Raw genomic sequence first — 14,655 nt, forward strand, 5'->3', positions numbered from 1 at the left:
GAACGATTAACTAAAATGGTTAAAGCCTTGAACCTGTTTGGCAGGATCATCATCCGATAACGCTACTCCATTTCTCACTAGGGTGATAGCACAAAGCGTAGTTTCAGCGTGTGCGATAATTCGACCGATGCAAGTTAACTGACAACCGGCTTTATCTGCAATGTCATTTAACGCCGCTTTATTTTCAGAAGCGACAGTAAAGCACAGCTCATATTCTTCACCACTCTTTAATGCAGCCAGTTGTGCTTTCGACTTATCGCCATAAAACTCAGTAGCTTGCTGTGTGATAGGTAGACTCGCAATATCAAGTTGAGCACTCACCTTAGAGCGATTTAAAACGTGCTTAAGATCTGACATCAATCCATCAGAAATATCAATACAACTCGTGGCATGGTTGCGCAGTAGTTCAGCGAGCTTAATTCGAGATTGCGCATAAAAGTGACGTGATACTAATTCTTTTGCATGAGTCTTACTCGCATCATCAGGGTTGAGAATAACACTTAAACCCGCCTGACTGTCACCTAGATTACCACTCACAAAAATCCAATCGCCTACTTGAGCGCCACTGCGTGTCAATGCTTGGCCTTTCGGCACTAAACCTTGAATAGTAAAAGAAATACTCAATGGACCTTTGGTAGTATCTCCGCCAATCAATTGTAAATTATGCGCATCCGCCAGCTCGAACATGGCGTCACAAAAAGGTGCTAACCAAGCTTCATCAATTTCCGGCAAACTGATCGCCATGGAAAACCAAGCGGGCGTCGCTCCCATTGCGGCCAAATCACTAATATTGGACATTAATGCTTTATAAGCAACAGCAGCTGGATCAGCATTGGATAAAAAATGCGTCCCTAATACCACCGTATCGGTACTAATCGCGATCTGATAACCATCGGGCGGTGACACCAATGCACAATCATCACCTAATGCTAAATCAACATCTTTTCGATTCGCTTGACGATATGAAAAATATTTATCAATAAGATTAAATTCACCTGGCATGGAGTCACTCTATACAGAACATAAAAAACTGATTATACAAAAAAGGCCAGCACTTGGCTGACCTTTGGTAATAATTCAGAAAATTACTTTTTACGAACGTGCGGTGCAGCCTTATCAAGCACACCGTTGATGAACTTATGACTATCTTCTGCGGCAAAGACTTTTGCAAGCTCAATTGCTTCGTTGATAACCACTTTGTATGGCACATCATCACGTTTCGTCATTTCATACATTGCAAGTCGAAGTAACGCTAACTCCATCATATCCAAATCTTGCATTGGACGAGAAAGATACGGGCGTAACTTGCTGTCTAATTCCATGTTTGTGTTCACGACACCTGACAGTAAGTCTTGAAAATAAGCAACATCTGTTTCTGGTGCTTTTAAGCTAGGTTCACCAGCATGATGCTCTTCTTCATCATACTTTTCACTGGTTAAAAACTGATGTTCAATAGTTGCCACATTTTCTTTAGTGACTTGCCAAGAATAAATCGCTTGTAGTGCGAATTGACGTGCATTACGACGTGCGGCTGGTTTCACGCGAGCCCCCATTAGGAATTAGATTGCAAAAAATTAGTTAATTTCATTTAGAACGTTGATCATCTCAAGTGCGCTAAGAGCAGCTTCTTGCCCTTTGTTACCAGCCTTGGTGCCTGCGCGTTCAATCGCTTGATCGATTGTATCAACAGTCAATACGCCAAATGCTACTGGAAGACTATATTCCAAAGACACTTGAGCTAAACCTTTATTACACTCACTACATACATAATCAAAGTGTGGCGTGCCACCGCGGATAACCGTACCAAGTGAAACAATCGCATCGAACTTACCAGTTTTGGCTACACGTTGTGCAACAAGTGGTAATTCAACTGCTCCTGGGCAACGAACAACGGTAATGTTGTCATCGCTTACTTGGCCATGACGCTTCAATGTGTCAATCGCACCTGAAAGTAAACTTTCGTTAATAAAGCTGTTAAAACGAGAAATAACGATAGCAATTTTTGCATTCGGAGCGGCAAAAGCACCTTCGATTACTTTCATAAGTTATCCTTTAACTATTTTCTAGAGAGTGAGAATCGGCGGATTCTACCATAAATTTGTGAGCGATATCTATTGGTAATTCGTTTCTCGTTGCTCGGAAGCTCGTGACTCGAATAAAAGTTTTTTCAAGCAACGAGTAACGAGATTCCGAAAAACGTTATTCCGTTACATAATCCACAACATTCAAACCGAAACCTGATAGTGCGTGGTAACGTTTATCCGATGACGATAACAAGCGCATATCTTTTACGCCTAAATCCGCAAGGATCTGAGAGCCTACCCCTACACGGCGTGACGTGCCTTGCTTTTTCGCCATCACTGGCGCAGTGGCATTATCTTGTTGCTCGAATACTTTGACTTTATGAACGATTGATTCTGCGGTTTCTTCTTTGCCTAGAATAACTAACACACCGCCTTCTTGGTTAATGCGCTTCATTGCCGCATCCAGAGACCAACTACGATCACTTGAACGATTAGAATGCAATAAATCTGTGAATGTATCTTGCAGGTGAACACGAACTAAACAAGCATTATCGATCACATTACCTTTACGTAACGCATAGTGAATTTGGTTATCAATCGTGTCGCGGTAAGTCACTAGATCAAACTCACCAAACTCTGTCGGTAATTTACATTCCGCCACACGTTCAATGGTCGTTTCTGTGTTGTTACGGTATTCAATTAAATCCGCGATAGTACCTAATTTAATGCCGTGTTTTTCAGCAAACACTTCTAAATCTGGACGACGTGCCATGGTGCCGTCATCATTTAAGATCTCCACAATAACAGAAGCTGGTTCTAAGCCTGCTAGGCGCGCTAAGTCACAACCTGCTTCAGTATGCCCTGCTCGGGTTAACACGCCACCATCTTGTGCCGCTAGCGGGAAAATGTGACCCGGTTGTACTAGGTCTGCTGCTTTAGCATTTTTAGCCACCGCAGCTTGAACGGTTACTGCGCGATCCGCTGCTGAAATACCGGTTGTTACGCCTTCTGCTGCTTCAATTGATACAGTAAAATTAGTCGTGTACTGAGCATTATTATCTTGCACCATTGGCGGTAAGCCTAGGTTATGACAACGCTCTTTTGTCAGGGTAAGACAGATTAAACCACGACCATGAGTGGCCATAAAGTTAATTGCTTCTGGCGTGATATGTTCTGCAGCAATAATAAGATCGCCTTCGTTTTCACGATCTTCATCATCCATCAAGATAACCATCTTGCCTAAACGTATATCATCAATAATTTCTTTTGAACTGCTAATTGGCATATTGAATTCCTAACTATTCTGCTGATGCTGACTTGGCTACCAATAACCCGAAAATAAAGTTAAATTAAATAAGGTTAAGCAAAACCATTTTTTTGCAATAAGTCCATGGTAACGCGAGAAACTGGCGTCTCTTCTTCCGCTTTACCGGTAATTAATCGTTCTAAATAACGGGCGATCACATCGACTTCTAAATTGACTTTTCGTCCAACCACAAAGCTATTAACCGTTGTTTCTTGTGAAGTATGCGGAACAATTGTGATTTTAAAGGCATTTTTACGCACATCATTGACGGTTAAACTAATGCCATCAATGGTGACAGAGCCTTTCTCGGCAATGTAACGAGCGAGATGGCTTGGTACTTCAATCCAATATTCCATCGCACGGCCTACGGGTTGGCGATCGACAATCACCCCCACATCATCGACATGACCAGAAACAATATGTCCACCAAAACGGGTCGAAGGTAACATGGCTTTTTCTAAGTTAACTGCTTCGCCCACTTGATATTGTGAAAAACCCGTGCGTTTTAAGGTTTCTAATGATAAATCAGCGCTATAACTACGTTGATCAAACTCTACTACCGTCAGGCAAACACCATTAGTTGCGATACTATCACCTAGGTGTACATCCGACATATCAAGCTGACCTGCATCAACCTTAATAGTGACATCTTCACCTTTAGGGGTGATCGCTAAGATAGTACCGACCGCTTCAACAATTCCTGTAAACATAACGTCTCTTTCTCATTAAATTCTATTTTTGCTTGATGGTTGCAGTTAAGCGAATATCACTGCCTACCATGCGCACATCTTGAATATCAAGTTCGATCACATCGCTCATTGAGCTTAGGCCACATAGTTGAGTTAAACCACGACCATCGGTGCCCATCAATTTTGGTGCAAGATAAACAATCAATTCATCAACACAATTTTGCTCGATTAAACTCGCGGCTAACTGCGCGCCAGCTTCGACCCATATATGGTTAATATTATGTTCATCAGCAAGTTGCTTTAATACACTTGGTAAATCAAATTGTTGACCAACCACCTTAGCGGCTACCGATTGTTGGCTAGACTTTAAGGAATGTGGCGCTTCACCATCTGAATCATGCACAGTTAGAATCTCACCTTGTTGCTGCCATAATTTTAAATCGGCATATTCATAGCCTTGCAACTTAGCTTGTCGATCGAGCACAACTCGTACAGGCTGACGCAACGAATCTTGTTGATAAACCGCTTGAATTGACTCAGGAAGATCTTGCCAGCGAACATTGAGCGATGCGTTATCATCCACCACCGTTTTAGCGGTAGACAGAATTGCACCAGCTTTGGCTCGGTAAGCTTGTACATCTTGACGTGCTTTCTGGCCGGTAATCCATTGGCTATTGCCATTCGCCAGTGCAGTTTTACCATCAAGGCTGGCGGCCAATTTAAGTTGCACAAATGGCATCCCGGTTTTCATTCGTTTAATAAAACCAGGATTAAGATTAATGGCATCTTGCTCAAGCAAACCGACATCCACTTGAATGCCAGCTTCACGCAACATTTTAATCCCTCGACCTGCCACTTGCGGATTAGGATCTTGCATTGCACACACTACCCGAGCCACTTGGGCTTTAATTAATGCTTCTGCGCAAGGTGGTGTACGACCATAATGAGAACAAGGCTCTAAAGTTACATAGGCGGTTGCACCAGTGGCTTGTTCAGCAGCTTGACGCAAGGCATGAACTTCCGCATGAGGTTGCCCTGCTTTAAGATGTGCGCCTTGCCCAATCAGCGTCTGATCTTTAGTGATTACACAACCAACGTTAGGATTTGGCGCAGTAGTATAAACCCCTTGATTTGCCAAGGCGATCGCTTGAGTCATCATTTGATAATCAAAGGCAGAAAACACAGCTTGAGTCATAACTTTATTCCAATATCTGAAGGCAAAACGATTAATCTTCTAAGCGTGCGATCTCTTCGCCAAATTCGCGGATATCTTCAAAACTACGGTAAACCGAAGCAAAGCGAATATAGGCAACTTTATCGAGAGTTTTAAGTTGTTCCATCACTAAGTTGCCAATCATTTCACTCGGTACTTCACGTTCACCGGTAGCGCGCAATTTTGATTTAATGGTACTGATCGATAATTCAATAGCATCGGCACTGACTGGACGTTTTTCCAGCGAACGTTGAATACCACCAATCATTTTATCTTCATCAAAAGGTTCACGATTACCATTAGTTTTTATCACCTTAGGCATCACTAATTCTGCGCTTTCAAAAGTAGTAAAACGCTCACTACAAGCAAGACATTGGCGACGACGGCGTACTTGATGACCATCGGCAACTAAGCGCGAATCAATTACTTTGGTATCATTTTCAGAACAAAATGGGCAGTGCATCCTCTCTCCCTCGAGTCAGAGTAATGTTTATATTCATTATTATTGCTTTAGTTTATCCGAAATCACTAGGCTTAGCGACTATACCGCGAGGGTCGGTTCATCATTATCGAATAAATTTCCCCCTAAGTTGAGCAAAGTTAACGATAAGGTTACAATTACGTATACCCAAGTGAACTCAAGATGCAAAATTCAGAGCTATCATCCAGACCTTTAGGCAAGAAAGATTGGCGAAGGAATGTAAGCAACGCGGTCTATCTCTTATAAAAAGAAGAGGTTTGGATGACGCTCCCGAAGGGCAAGTTAAAACAAGCGTTATGCGGCGTTAAATTGAACAAAGATAGAATAACTATGATTATATTCCATTTGCCTTGCCTATAGCTTGTTTTATTCTTGCTGAAACTTGCATCTTGAGGTTACTTGGGTATAACAGTTTCAGTGATTGCCTAGCTCCTATTGTATGCGCTCACAATCATTCACATTTTGATCCGGTTATTATCTCCACGGATAAATATAGGAAGTAACAATATGAAATATGTAGGATTAGCAGGGTTGCTAGTATTGGCCTTATCAGGTTGTTCAAGCACCACACAAGAAGATAACTACTTAGATGCATCTTTTGAACTATGTAACACTGAAGTGAAAATATTCTCTACTAGTGATGATGGTAAAGTTCGTATCGTTTGTGCTGACGGCTCTAAGTTTGCAATGGACAACGCGAAAACTTTAGACACCATGCGTAATCTAAATGCTTCTTACTGTTCAGGTGAAGGTCTAGGCCAATTTAACGAAAGCTCTCGTTACTACATGTTCAAATGTAAGTCTGGCTCGATGATCAGCATTAACAAAAACGACTAAATTCAGTTTCGAGTTTCGAGTTTCGAGTTTCGAGTTTCGAGTTTCGAGTTTCGAGTTTCGAGTTTCGAGTTTCGAGTTTCGAGAAAATTTTAAAGCCTCAGTTTGAATGTTCAAACTGAGGCTTTTTTATTTAGCACGCATTGAATGTAGATCCTCGATATCGCTTAGGCTCCTCAAAGATGACAGGTATAGGAACTAGGAACTAGGAACTAGAGACAATAAAGCTATATTATTCTTTTAAAAAACAAAACCCAGCCATGTCTGACTGGGTTTTTATCTTTTTCGAGCAGCGAAGCGCTCTAGATTCGAGTCACGATGTTCGGCTCTTACCTGACGCCGCTATAAACTGTTTTACCACTAAATATATTTCAAAATAAAAAGAGCTAGTTCAAGAAAGAGGCACGGAGTTTACGCTAGTAAATGAGTACCTCTGACGCAGAAATCGCTCTTTTTTATGAAGAAATATTATGCGTAAACTGGTTTACGTTTACAGATTTCTAATACTTTTGCTTTCGTTGCTTCAATCACAGACTCATCACCCATGTTATCTAGAATGTCACACATCCAGCCAGCTAGATTCTTCGCGTCTTCTTCTGTAAAGCCACGACGAGTGATTGATGGAGAACCGACACGGATACCAGAAGTCACAAATGGGCTACGTGGATCGTTTGGTACTGAGTTTTTGTTTACCGTGATATTAGCTGAACCTAGAGCCGCATCGGCTTCTTTACCAGTAATGTCTTTGTCGATTAGATCAACAAGGAATAAATGGTTTTCTGTTGAACCAGAAACGATGTTGTAACCGCGAGCGATAAACTCAGCAACCATCGCTTTAGCATTCGCAACAACGCGCGCTTGGTATTCTTTAAACTCAGGCTCCAGTGCTTCTTTAAAAGCAACCGCTTTTGCTGCGATTACGTGCATTAGAGGACCACCTTGACCACCAGGGAATACCGCTGAGTTTAGTTTCTTATAAAGCTCTTCACCTTCATTAGAAAGAATTAAACCACCACGTGGGCCAGCAAGCGTTTTATGAGTAGTTGTCGTCACTACGTGAGCATGAGGTACTGGATTCGGATAAACACCAGCAGCAATCAAACCTGCAACGTGCGCCATATCAACGAATAAGTAAGCACCAACTTTGTCTGCAATTTCACGCATACGTGCCCAATCACATACTTGAGAGTAGGCTGAGAAACCACCGATGATCATCTTAGGCTTGTGCTCAACCGCTAACGCTTCCATTTCTTCGTAGTTGATTTGGCCCGCTTCATCAATACCATAAGGAATGATGTTATAAAGCTTGCCAGAGAAGTTTACTGGAGAACCGTGCGTTAAGTGGCCACCGTGTGCTAGGCTCATACCTAATACGGTATCGCCAGCATTTAGTAGTGCCATATAAACGGCGTTATTCGCTTGAGAACCAGAGTGAGGCTGTACGTTTGCATATTCTGCGCCGAATAATTCACAAGCACGTTCAATAGCAAGAGTTTCTACTTTATCAACGTACTCACAACCACCGTAATAACGCTTACCTGGGTAACCTTCTGCGTATTTATTGGTTAGCTGAGAACCTTGGGCTTCCATTACACGTGGGCTAGTGTAGTTTTCTGAAGCGATAAGCTCAATGTGCTCTTCTTGACGAAGAGTTTCTTCCTGAATTGCGGTAAAAAGATCCGCATCGTAATCCGCAATGTTCATATCACGCTTAAGCATTTGTATCTCCTGGTTCAGATTATCTGAAAGTCCTAAAAAACCCGAAAGGTCCATAAAAACGGTAAGTTTCGTAAAAATACAGTCAACGACACAAAGCAAACGTTTTCGTTGCTGTTTTTGATGGGTAGTATTCTACCTAATTTGCTCCATATCAGAAAGTAGCAATCTCAACTTTCTGTATGCAAAAGCTTAACATTTAGGTTGAAGAAAAGTAATGGTGAACAGATTTCCATCATTTTCCTTTCATAGTGTACAGTGCTCATAATGAGTTTACATTTTCGTAAACATTCAAATACAATCCCTTAACCTTAATTTTCCCCCATAACTACCATAATTACACTTCATTCATTACTATTTTGTTAATTATGGACAAAAAAACTATTTCAATGATGGAAAAACACACAAAACGAGAAGATGGGATTGCACTATTAGTCGGCAGTTTTTTAGTAGCATTAGGGGTGTATTTCCTATCCTCAGCACAACTCATCACTGGTGGCACAACAGGATTGGCGCTATTACTGAGCCAGCTTTCCACTTTATCCTTTGGCACCCTATATTTTTTTATTAACCTACCCTTTTATGCTTTAGCTTGGCTACGCTTTGGCAAAGCCTTTGCGGTTAATAGTCTAATCTGTGGCGCATTAGTCGCTATTTTTGCCGATCAACTACATAATGTTATCGTTTTAAGCAAGATCAATGAGATTTTTAGTTCGGTAGCCGGTGGCTTATTAATTGGTATTGGCATGCTGATCTTATTTCGTCATCGTTCAAGCTTAGGTGGCTTTAATGTCATCTGTTTATTAATCCAAGATAAAACCGGAATTTCTGTTGGTAAAACTCAAATGTTGCTCGATTGCAGTATTGTGATTGCATCACTGTTTTTTGTATCTAGTTGGACTATTGCCCTTTCCGTACTCGGCGCGATGGTATTAAACATCACATTAGCAATGAACCATAAGCCAACTCGTTATACTGTTAGATACCAACAATAAATGAATCTAAACCAAAAACGACCTAAATCATAATGACAACAAGGGTTCAACGACCCTTTTTTAGTTTCATCATTTTTATTCTTTAACTTTAAAGCAATCCGTGAAGGTTTCATTATTTAAAGTAATGGTAGCTTCGTCACCTTTTTCCCAAAACGTTTGCATGCCATCAACTGAGACATATTTGCTTCCTGATGCTGACTTCACATTTATCAGTAAATAAGACCCCGAACGTTCAACCAACATGACTTGTTCTTGACCGAAGAATTCAACTAAGAAAGGCTTTTCAAACTTACCTTGCAACTCACTTTCTGACTGGTCAGTTCGACATTTATAAACAACACTCGTTACCTTAACCCCATCCACTAAAGTGGTTGTCGCGATATTATCTGAACTTGGTTGCTCTTCAACCGTGGTACAACCTGACAGTAATGCAATTGAAAGCACTGCAAATAAAAACGACTTACCGCATATCATAAATCACCATCCAATTAATTATATAAAAAGCACGAAACAGAGTGATGTGAATCTTCATCTTCCATCAAGATAGGTTGTTGCTGGCATTCTGGCATGACTTTAGGACAACGTGAAGCAAAGCGACAACCTTGAGGCCTATCGATCGGTGATGGAATATCCCCTTTTAATAACATTCGCTCACCAATACCTTGCTCTTCCAATCTAAGTTTGGCATTTCTGTATTTAGGGTGAGTAATTGGAATCGCGGATAACAAAGACTGAGTATAGGGATGTTTCGGATACTGATAAACCTTTTGCGCCTCGCCATACTCGACAATTTGGCCTAGGTACATCACAGCAATTTTATCGGATATATGACGAATTACCGATAAATCATGAGCGATAAAAATTAACGTCAGCTCCATTTCTTTTTGTAGCTCAAGCAGCAAATTGAGTATTTGCGCTTGAACTGAAACATCTAATGCAGACACTGACTCATCGCACACTACTAGTTTCGGCTTTAATGCAATCGCGCGTGCAATACCAATCCTTTGTTTCTGCCCACCAGAAAACTCATGAGGGTAACGCTCTGCCGCATCTGGCATTAAGCCGACTTTTACTAGTAATTCTGATACCCATTGTTTTCTTTCTGCTTCACTACCCAACTTATGAATCAAGAATGGTTCTTGCAAAATCATCCCTACAGTATGACGAGGGTTTAATGATTCCGTAGGATCTTGAAACACCATCTGCATTTCTTGGCGTAAAGAGCGCATTGCTTTGTTATCAAGCTGACAAATATCTTGACCTTCAAATAAAATTTGTCCGCTAGTCGGCTCATATAAACGCAACAAACTTCGGCCTAGGGTGCTTTTTCCGCAACCTGATTCCCCCACGATGCCCAAGGTTTCTCCCTTATTAACCACTAGAGAAACATCATCAACCGCATAAACGGTATGGCCTTTTTTCAGCAAGCCTTTTCCTGAATGAAAGTATTGCTTAAGATTTTTAATCCTAATTAATTCACTCATATTACTGACTCCTGACGCTTATCTTTAATGCGTAAATCAGACCAGAAGTGGCAGCTAATTTGGTGTTCAGCATTTTTCATTTCTAAAACAGGATCTTGCTGCAAGCATTTCTCTTGTTGATAAGGACAACGTGAGGCAAAACGACACCCCTCTGGCATGTTATTAAGATTGGGCACCGAGCCTTCAATAGTTGGCAAAATAGCTTTTGGAATCGACAGACTATTCGGCATAGAAACTAATAAGCCTTGCGTGTATGGATGACTTGGGTAATCGAACAATTCAAACACATCCGCTTGTTCAACCACTTTCCCGGCATACATCACCACCACTTGGTCGCAAATTTCGGCAACCACGCCCAAGTCATGGGTGATGAAGATAATCGACATACCGGTTTCTTGTTGCAGGGACTTCATCAAATCTAAAATTTGCGCCTGTACCGTCACATCGAGCGCCGTAGTCGGTTCATCACAAATCAACACGTCTGGTTTACACGCTAAGGCAATCGCAATCATTACACGCTGACGCATCCCGCCTGATAATTGATGCGGAAATTCCAACATGCGCTGTTTTGGTGAAGGAATACCGACTTTTTCTAGCATTTCGAGTGACAATTGATAACGCTGTTTTTTCTTTAATGTAGGTTGATGTAATTGATAGACTTCCATCAATTGCTTACCAATGGTATGAACGGGATTCAGCGCCGTCATAGGATCTTGAAATATCATTGAAATGGCATTGCCACGCATTTGATACATTTGTTCAGCAGGAAGTTTCGCTAAGTCATCAACCTTGTCTTGATGAGCGTATTCAATACTTCCCGAGACTATTTGACCAAAAGGTTTTGGTAGTAACCCCATTATCGACATTGCCGTAACACTTTTACCGCAACCAGACTCTCCGACTAGGCCGATGGTTTTTCCTTTTGGCACATGGAAAGTCACGCCATCAAGCACACGAACTTGACCATTATCGGTTTCAAATTCAGTGCATAAATCGGTAATGGTTAAAACTGGCTTTAGTGTCATTTGGCATCCATGATTAAACTTTGTTCGGTTCTCGTCGCTCGGCCGCTTCGCTAGTCGTTACTAAAAAAAGATAATATCCAAGCAACGTATCGATAAACGAGAAGTGAAACGCCCGAGATTCGAGTTACGAAAACACCTTCGGTTATCTAGGGTTTGCGACTAGAAGCCCAGCGCTCTCTTATCTATCTATATTTCTCATCAACAATCGTCACTTGCTCAAACGCTTTACCTGAATCCATCGCGTCTTTGGTTTCTTTTTTTGCGTCTTGATCGATCCAGAAAGTACCTAAACTGCCAACAAAACCTGAAGGATAAAATAACGCCTCGGTTTGTTTAGTCGCCATTTCTTTTGGTAACTTCATCCAACGCCAATATCCCTCACGCGCATAAGGAACGCTGTAGCCCGGGATCACCACTTTAGCCTCATCGATTTTCTGTTGTATTTGACGAGATAGTTGATGCTTATTGGTTAAATCAAATTCATTACGATAAAACTCAATTAACTTATCCAGTTCAGGTGAGCTGTAGTTAGTGAAGTTGTTGTTTTGCGGTTTATTGGCAAATTCAGAGGAGAAATACTGCCAGTACACCGGAATACGTGAGGCTGACATATCATGAAATGACAATTGATGTTTTTTCTCAAGCACATACTTAAACATGCTGGAACCATCGATCAGATTAAGCGTTAAGTCCAAACCGGCCAATTTGGCCTGCTCACGTAAATACGCAATGCGTGGAGTATGTGCTGGCGTGGCGTAGGTCACAGCAAAGCTCAGTCGCTGACCTTTATCATTTTGGCGGATACCATCTGGGCCAATTTGAGTAAAGCCGGCTTTTTCAAAGAACGAAGCCGCTAATTTAGGATCAAATTTAGGCGCGTTAATATCCGATTGGTCATACTCGCCATGCCCGCTGCCCATTGGGTTATTTTTACGCACATAATCATTACGCAGAATTTTATCCAACATGCCGTCATAATCCATAGCATGCATTAAGCCTTGACGTACATTAATATCATCTAACATTGGCATCGCGGTATTCAACCAAATACCTCCCGCCCCAACTGGCGCTTGATTAAATGCCCACGCTTTATGGATATAGCCTTTATCGTAGTTTTCGCCTACTGCTTTATCATGCCAAAGAGTAGGACGCACCAAAGCAAATGAATCTAGCTGCCCTTTTTCAAAATACTTAAATGCAATATCCGGGTCTCGAATCACTTTGATACTGATTTTTTCAACGTTAAAACGATGTTGATAGTACTTATTGCTGTAGCCCCACCAGTCTTTCACATGCTTAAAACTAACCGCTTTGCCTTTATCAATATCATCAATGTAATACGGGCCTACGGTTGGCGCAGGCTTGAAGTTATAACGACGAACAAAATCATCCGCAATGCCATCGCCATTTTCATCTTTACGAGGGTTCGCATAAAAATGGGCAGGAATCGGTGACAGGTTGACATAATCCATCAACTCATCGGGATTTCTTGGTTTACCGGAAACCACTGCGATAGTGTGATCATCATAGGCAATCACATTACTGACTTCCTTGGTGTAAAAGTCGTTGTACCAAGGCGCGACGATGTCTTTAGAGCGCATCATTTGCAGAATAAAAATGAAGTCTTTGGCAGTAACCGGCTTTCCATCACTCCATTTCGCTTTTGGATCAAGCTTGAAATAGACCGTTTTATGATCATCTGAAAATGCCCAAGAAGTGGCAATCGATGGTAGCCAATTATCAGTATTAGGATGCCTATCTAGCAGCGCCATCGTAGAACGAGTCCAAGAGGCAAAACCACCATTAGCATCAGGGCCGACGGTGCGGAAAGTTTGCGGAAAACTCGCTATGTAAGTGTGATAAATACCACCAAATTTAGCTTCAGGTGAGGCAAAAATAGGATCGTTATGATTGGTCTGCCAATCTAAGTTATCGGGCAATTGAGCAGCATGAGCGAAACTACTGGAAAACGCCACAGTTAATGATACTCCACACAACCATAATAAGCGTAATTTAGTCGGTATTATCATTGTTTTTCCTTAAACATTTATACCCAGGTAACTTCAAGATTCAGAAATACTTTGGGGATATTATATTTTACACATACTTAGTAAAGCGTTTAGGATCAAAGGCTTCACGAATGGCTTCACCAATAAATGTCACCATAATCAATACGGATACAATTGCCGTCACCACAGAAATCGCAATCCAAGGTGCATCGAGATTAGACTTACCTTGCTGCAACAATTCCCCCCAACTCGGTGTCGGAGGCATCAAGCCTAGCCCTAAGTAATCTAATGCGGTTAATGCTGTGATATTAGCGACGATGGTAAAAGGTGCCAACGTGACTATCATCACCATAGTATTGGGCAAAATATGATGAAATAAAATTCGCCAATTTGAGGCACCTAATGCTTTCGCAGCCAGCGTATATTCCCGCGCCTTTTCTTTATACGTCATGGTTCGCATGTACCAAGTCATGCCCATCCAACCAAACAATACATTGATAAAGGTAAATAGCATAAAGCTGGGTTGCATAATGGAGACTAAGATCATAATCACATACAAAAACGGCACCATGGACCAAATCTCGATAAACCGCTGAAACAAAAGGTCAAACTTACCGCCCAAAAATCCCATCACACAACCAACGGTGACGCCAATCGCATACGAAACCGCCATAGTTAACAGCGCAAAGCCCATGGCAATTCTAAAACCATATAACAGGCGAGCGAGAATATCCCGTCCTATAGTATCGGTTCCTAAATAACCTGAGCTGCGGATAAGAAATGAACTAAATGCCCAAGTCGCGATCAGATCGTTTATCTAGAACTATCAATCGCAAGGACTTGGGCATGATTAATTTAGAAGCTATTTACACTGATGTC

14 protein-coding genes and 1 pseudogene are annotated in these 14,655 nt (G+C 41.5%); 2 read left to right on the forward strand and 13 right to left on the reverse strand.

The genetic code is table 11. The features are described 5' to 3' along the window. Positions 1 to 6: 6 nt before the first annotated feature. From thiL to nrdR, 7 genes are all read right to left on the reverse strand, one after another. Positions 7 to 1,002 carry a thiamine-phosphate kinase gene (gene thiL, locus ACE3G9_RS13335; RefSeq protein ID WP_449219386.1) on the reverse strand — a complete coding sequence of 332 codons (996 nt, stop codon included), beginning with the start codon at positions 1,000 to 1,002 and terminating at the stop codon, positions 7 to 9. A gap of 83 nt (positions 1,003 to 1,085) precedes the next feature. Continuing rightward, a complete protein-coding gene (gene nusB, locus ACE3G9_RS13340) occupies positions 1,086 to 1,553 on the reverse strand; it encodes a transcription antitermination factor NusB (protein WP_417879329.1) in 468 nt (155 codons plus the stop codon). A gap of 21 nt (positions 1,554 to 1,574) precedes the next feature. Further along, complete coding sequence (gene ribH, locus ACE3G9_RS13345) at positions 1,575 to 2,042, reverse strand: 6,7-dimethyl-8-ribityllumazine synthase (protein ID WP_027696879.1); 468 nt, start codon at positions 2,040 to 2,042, stop codon at positions 1,575 to 1,577. A gap of 157 nt (positions 2,043 to 2,199) precedes the next feature. Then, a complete protein-coding gene (gene ribBA / locus ACE3G9_RS13350) occupies positions 2,200 to 3,309 on the reverse strand; it encodes a bifunctional 3,4-dihydroxy-2-butanone-4-phosphate synthase/GTP cyclohydrolase II (protein ID WP_417879330.1) in 1,110 nt (369 codons plus the stop codon). A 74-nt stretch (positions 3,310 to 3,383) separates the two neighbouring features. Further along, complete coding sequence (locus tag ACE3G9_RS13355) at positions 3,384 to 4,040, reverse strand: riboflavin synthase (RefSeq protein ID WP_417879331.1); 657 nt, start codon at positions 4,038 to 4,040, stop codon at positions 3,384 to 3,386. Positions 4,041 to 4,062: 22 nt separating this feature from the next. After that, positions 4,063 to 5,214 carry a bifunctional diaminohydroxyphosphoribosylaminopyrimidine deaminase/5-amino-6-(5-phosphoribosylamino)uracil reductase RibD gene (ribD, locus tag ACE3G9_RS13360; protein WP_449219387.1) on the reverse strand — a complete coding sequence of 384 codons (1,152 nt, stop codon included), beginning with the start codon at positions 5,212 to 5,214 and terminating at the stop codon, positions 4,063 to 4,065. Between the two features lie 31 nt (positions 5,215 to 5,245). Beyond that, positions 5,246 to 5,695 (reverse strand): transcriptional regulator NrdR, encoded by a 450-nt coding sequence (gene nrdR / locus ACE3G9_RS13365; RefSeq protein ID WP_027696875.1) that lies wholly within the window; start codon positions 5,693 to 5,695, stop codon positions 5,246 to 5,248. A gap of 525 nt (positions 5,696 to 6,220) precedes the next feature. Here nrdR and ACE3G9_RS13370 point away from each other — a divergent pair. Continuing rightward, entirely contained in the window at positions 6,221 to 6,550 is a 330-nt protein-coding gene (locus ACE3G9_RS13370; protein WP_417879333.1) for a hypothetical protein, read from the forward strand. 465 nt (positions 6,551 to 7,015) lie between these two features. On the opposite strand, the gene glyA is transcribed toward ACE3G9_RS13370, so the two are convergent. Then, the gene (gene glyA / locus ACE3G9_RS13375; protein WP_417879334.1) at positions 7,016 to 8,266 is read right to left on the reverse strand and encodes a serine hydroxymethyltransferase; all 1,251 of its coding nucleotides are present in this window, start codon (positions 8,264 to 8,266) and stop codon (positions 7,016 to 7,018) included. A 389-nt stretch (positions 8,267 to 8,655) separates the two neighbouring features. Here glyA and ACE3G9_RS13380 point away from each other — a divergent pair, with 389 nt between their 5' ends. After that, complete coding sequence (locus ACE3G9_RS13380) at positions 8,656 to 9,258, forward strand: YitT family protein (protein WP_449219390.1); 603 nt, start codon at positions 8,656 to 8,658, stop codon at positions 9,256 to 9,258. Between the two features lie 75 nt (positions 9,259 to 9,333). Here ACE3G9_RS13380 and ACE3G9_RS13385 read toward each other — a convergent pair whose 3' ends face one another. The 5 genes and pseudogenes from ACE3G9_RS13385 to ACE3G9_RS13405 all read right to left on the reverse strand — a co-directional run. Further along, positions 9,334 to 9,732: an MliC family protein gene (locus tag ACE3G9_RS13385; RefSeq protein WP_417879335.1), complete on the reverse strand. Its 399-nt coding sequence runs from the start codon at positions 9,730 to 9,732 to the stop codon at positions 9,334 to 9,336. 14 nt (positions 9,733 to 9,746) lie between these two features. Next, complete coding sequence (locus tag ACE3G9_RS13390) at positions 9,747 to 10,742, reverse strand: ABC transporter ATP-binding protein (RefSeq protein WP_417879336.1); 996 nt, start codon at positions 10,740 to 10,742, stop codon at positions 9,747 to 9,749. Further along, entirely contained in the window at positions 10,739 to 11,767 is a 1,029-nt protein-coding gene (locus ACE3G9_RS13395) for an ABC transporter ATP-binding protein (protein WP_417879337.1), read from the reverse strand. Before ACE3G9_RS13395 ends, ACE3G9_RS13390 begins: the two co-directional genes overlap by 4 nt. A 182-nt stretch (positions 11,768 to 11,949) precedes the next feature. Further along, positions 11,950 to 13,797: an extracellular solute-binding protein gene (locus tag ACE3G9_RS13400; protein ID WP_449219388.1), complete on the reverse strand. Its 1,848-nt coding sequence runs from the start codon at positions 13,795 to 13,797 to the stop codon at positions 11,950 to 11,952. 67 nt (positions 13,798 to 13,864) lie between these two features. Next, positions 13,865 to 14,536, reverse strand: a pseudogene (locus tag ACE3G9_RS13405) (ABC transporter permease subunit); the annotation flags it as partial. Between the last annotated feature and the right edge of the window lie 119 nt (positions 14,537 to 14,655).

The organism is Vibrio sp. E150_018 (assembly GCF_053544035.1).

Excerpts from the sequence above, each read along its gene's own strand:
- nusB (WP_417879329.1), bottom strand. The coding sequence starts at position 1,553 with ATGGGGGCTCGCGTGAAACCAGCCGCACGTCGTAATGCACGTCAATTC.
- ACE3G9_RS13390 (WP_417879336.1), bottom strand. The coding sequence starts at position 10,742 with ATGAGTGAATTAATTAGGATTAAAAATCTTAAGCAATACTTTCATTCA.
- ACE3G9_RS13355 (WP_417879331.1), bottom strand. The coding sequence starts at position 4,040 with ATGTTTACAGGAATTGTTGAAGCGGTCGGTACTATCTTAGCGATCACC.
- thiL (WP_449219386.1), bottom strand. The coding sequence starts at position 1,002 with ATGCCAGGTGAATTTAATCTTATTGATAAATATTTTTCATATCGTCAA.
- nrdR (WP_027696875.1), bottom strand. The coding sequence starts at position 5,695 with ATGCACTGCCCATTTTGTTCTGAAAATGATACCAAAGTAATTGATTCG.
- ACE3G9_RS13380 (WP_449219390.1), top strand. The coding sequence starts at position 8,656 with ATGGAAAAACACACAAAACGAGAAGATGGGATTGCACTATTAGTCGGC.
- ACE3G9_RS13385 (WP_417879335.1), bottom strand. The coding sequence starts at position 9,732 with ATGATATGCGGTAAGTCGTTTTTATTTGCAGTGCTTTCAATTGCATTA.
- ACE3G9_RS13370 (WP_417879333.1), top strand. The coding sequence starts at position 6,221 with ATGAAATATGTAGGATTAGCAGGGTTGCTAGTATTGGCCTTATCAGGT.
- ribH (WP_027696879.1), bottom strand. The coding sequence starts at position 2,042 with ATGAAAGTAATCGAAGGTGCTTTTGCCGCTCCGAATGCAAAAATTGCT.
- ribD (WP_449219387.1), bottom strand. The coding sequence starts at position 5,214 with ATGACTCAAGCTGTGTTTTCTGCCTTTGATTATCAAATGATGACTCAA.
- ACE3G9_RS13400 (WP_449219388.1), bottom strand. The coding sequence starts at position 13,797 with ATGATAATACCGACTAAATTACGCTTATTATGGTTGTGTGGAGTATCA.
- ACE3G9_RS13395 (WP_417879337.1), bottom strand. The coding sequence starts at position 11,767 with ATGACACTAAAGCCAGTTTTAACCATTACCGATTTATGCACTGAATTT.
- glyA (WP_417879334.1), bottom strand. The coding sequence starts at position 8,266 with ATGCTTAAGCGTGATATGAACATTGCGGATTACGATGCGGATCTTTTT.
- ribBA (WP_417879330.1), bottom strand. The coding sequence starts at position 3,309 with ATGCCAATTAGCAGTTCAAAAGAAATTATTGATGATATACGTTTAGGC.